This window comes from Mycobacterium sp. ZZG, assembly GCF_054786995.1.
In genome coordinates, this window is the sequence record NZ_JBTBFV010000134.1 from 1 (window position 1) to 2,367 (window position 2,367).

Below are 2,367 nucleotides of genomic sequence, written 5' to 3' on the forward strand. Positions count from 1 at the left end.
CCAGCGCGGGGTCCGTTCGTGGGCACGCTGATGATGCAGACGACCGCCGTCCCCGACCCGGGATTTCGACAACTTCAATGACGATCACCCCCGCCGTGGTCGTCACACAGAGGGACGGTCAACACTTAGGGACCCAGATATCAGCCATCATTTCCAAATCAGTCACGTTTTAAGAAGCCGAGATTCTTGCTTCCAGTACCTAGGACCGGTTCGGGGTCTGACCTGAGCGTATACTCAATCAACTCGTGGTAAATATTTCGAAAGTCAGTCGTGATTTTCAAATCTCCGTCTTCCAAGTCACTGAGGCTGGGCTCGTCTCCATAGAAACCGCCGCGGACGCGATCACCAGCGATAAAGACAGGGCCAGCTGTGCCGTGATCAGTGCCATCTGATGCGTTTGCTTCCACCCGGCGCCCGAACTCCGAGTAAGCCATTAAAACTACATTTTTTCCAGCGGTATTATTACGAATCGTCTTGATAAAGCGAGTCACCGCTTTATCAAGGACGCCGACCAGCCTCTGGTGATCGTCGCGCTGGTCCGCATGTGTATCAAAGCCGCCGAGCGATACGCTGTAGACCCTTGTTGGAACACCCGCTGCGATGCACCGCGCAACGGTATTTAGCTGAACATTTAAGCCGTTGCTGTTGGGTCCCGTTTCGCTTTCCGGACCACCGTCATCCACATCGGCAAATAAGGGCGATAAGGCGTCTGCGACTATAGGCACCGCTCTGTAGGAGTCGCGAACAGCTGCCATTGGCCGACTGTCCTCCGGATCCCATAAAGCTAGCGATTCGATGAAGCTGGCGGTGCCTCTCGGTGGAACAACCTGCGTTGAAAACGCAGCAGCGGACGTCTTCTCGCCGACAACAAGCCTTGGAAGCACCGATCCGATGTTTAGTACGCGTAGGGGATCATCGGGTGATGAGTCCAGCCATCGTCCGATCCACCCACTTTCCACGCCATTGTCCGTCGACCCGCTTTGCCATATATCCATGGAGCGGAAGTGGCTACGATCCGGCTCCGGGTAACCAACACCCCGGATTATTGCTAGGGTTTTCGATTCAAACATTTCCGCCATGCCTGGCATAGCTGGATTAAGACCGAATTCAGGATCCAACTGTATGAGCTCGTCCGGATCATATGCCAGCTCCGGGCGGGCATCCTGGTAAGCGTCGTCGGCGAGAGGCACCAACGTGTTTATGCCATCATTCCCGCCGTACAACGAAATTATGACCAGAATGCCTGTATCTGGGTCGAGTGGATAGGCCCGAGCGCATGCATTAACTCGGTCCAGGTAAGAGTACTGGCTGCCGCGAGGGCTCCAGCGACGCCGATACCGGCACAGCCTCTCAGAAATCCTCGACGGCTGAGCGTAGACATGCAATCTCCTTTAAGACACCAGGTACTCCGGCGAGTTCACTGCCGCAGCGACGAGCGAAGAAGGATCTTTGCTCAGTGGTTTGAGGGCCTTCGCGGTGCTATTGGACCAGTGACCGACACCCAGAAGGTAACCAACAGCATCAAGTCGGTCGCTGGTACCGGCCTCTGCTACCACGCTGATGTCGCCGTCATCGTCTATCACCCTCGCAGCGGTGCGAAGACGGATTCCAGCAGCAGCGGCCGAGAGCCACGTCTGGCCGCCCGGCCAACCGCCAACGCTAGGCGGATAGAAGGGCAATTGTCCGAGTGATTTGAGCACAGAGACCGTCCTCTTGACCTTTTTCTCTGTATCAATCGGCACACGAACGGTTCGGTGTAGCCCGATCAACCACTCCACAGGCCCGATAATCACTGTCGACGACGGTTTGTGGAAGTGCGGGTCGGTCAGGACCGCTTTTGTGAGCGCTCCAAGATTCATATCTGGCCCGTAAGCTCGCAGCAGGCGGTCCATTGTCGCCTTCGGGGGTAAATGCGAGTCTGCAGCCAATTGCTGCCAAAGCCGACCCGCAATGAACCGTGCCGAATTAGGATGGGAAAGTACTGCATCGCAAAAGCCATCTGCATCCAAATCCCCAACAACGCCAAGCACTTTCTTGGCTCCGGTGTCACGGCGTTTGCTCACTAACGTGGTGCTACATCCTGTTCGGTATAACCGTTACCATGGCCGAGCGCGAACAACTCCAGGAACTCACGTGCAAGGTTTTCGTTAGGCGACCTCACCCGATTAGATTGACCGTCCAACCACCGCACCATCGCTGCATCGGTGAGCATGGAGTGTGCCATCGTGCGGAAGTCTCCTACCTGAGTTTGGACACCTTGGCTGATTCTCACATTCTGTAGTCGCTTGACCTGCAGCGTTGCTCTGGCTGGTGGGTGTTTTGGGGTACTAATCGGGGTAGGTTCGTGCGGTGGCGTACGTGCGGAAG

4 protein-coding genes are annotated in these 2,367 nt (G+C 56.0%); all 4 read right to left on the reverse strand.

Annotated elements, in window-relative coordinates:
* Positions 1–158 precede the first annotated feature (158 nt).
* From ACXMYJ_RS28925 to ACXMYJ_RS28940, 4 genes are read right to left on the reverse strand one after another with little or no spacing between them, the layout of a single operon-like run.
* Positions 159–1,190 carry a DUF1501 domain-containing protein gene (locus tag ACXMYJ_RS28925; protein ID WP_460359530.1) on the reverse strand — a complete coding sequence of 344 codons (1,032 nt, stop codon included), beginning with the start codon at positions 1,188–1,190 and terminating at the stop codon, positions 159–161.
* A gap of 38 nt (positions 1,191–1,228) precedes the next feature.
* A complete protein-coding gene (locus ACXMYJ_RS28930) occupies positions 1,229–1,381 on the reverse strand; it encodes a twin-arginine translocation signal domain-containing protein (RefSeq protein WP_460359528.1) in 153 nt (50 codons plus the stop codon).
* A gap of 10 nt (positions 1,382–1,391) precedes the next feature.
* Complete coding sequence (locus ACXMYJ_RS28935) at positions 1,392–2,063, reverse strand: DUF1800 family protein (protein ID WP_460359529.1); 672 nt, start codon at positions 2,061–2,063, stop codon at positions 1,392–1,394.
* The gene (locus ACXMYJ_RS28940; RefSeq protein ID WP_460359531.1) at positions 2,063–2,224 is read right to left on the reverse strand and encodes a DUF1800 family protein; all 162 of its coding nucleotides are present in this window, start codon (positions 2,222–2,224) and stop codon (positions 2,063–2,065) included. The genes ACXMYJ_RS28935 and ACXMYJ_RS28940 overlap by 1 nt, the downstream gene beginning before the upstream one ends.
* Positions 2,225–2,367: the final 143 nt, after the last annotated feature.

Coding starts and splice junctions, on each gene's coding strand:
- ACXMYJ_RS28930 (WP_460359528.1), bottom strand. CDS start 1,381: ATGTCTACGCTCAGCCGTCGAGGATTTCTGAGAGGCTGTGCCGGTATC.
- ACXMYJ_RS28940 (WP_460359531.1), bottom strand. CDS start 2,224: ATGGCACACTCCATGCTCACCGATGCAGCGATGGTGCGGTGGTTGGAC.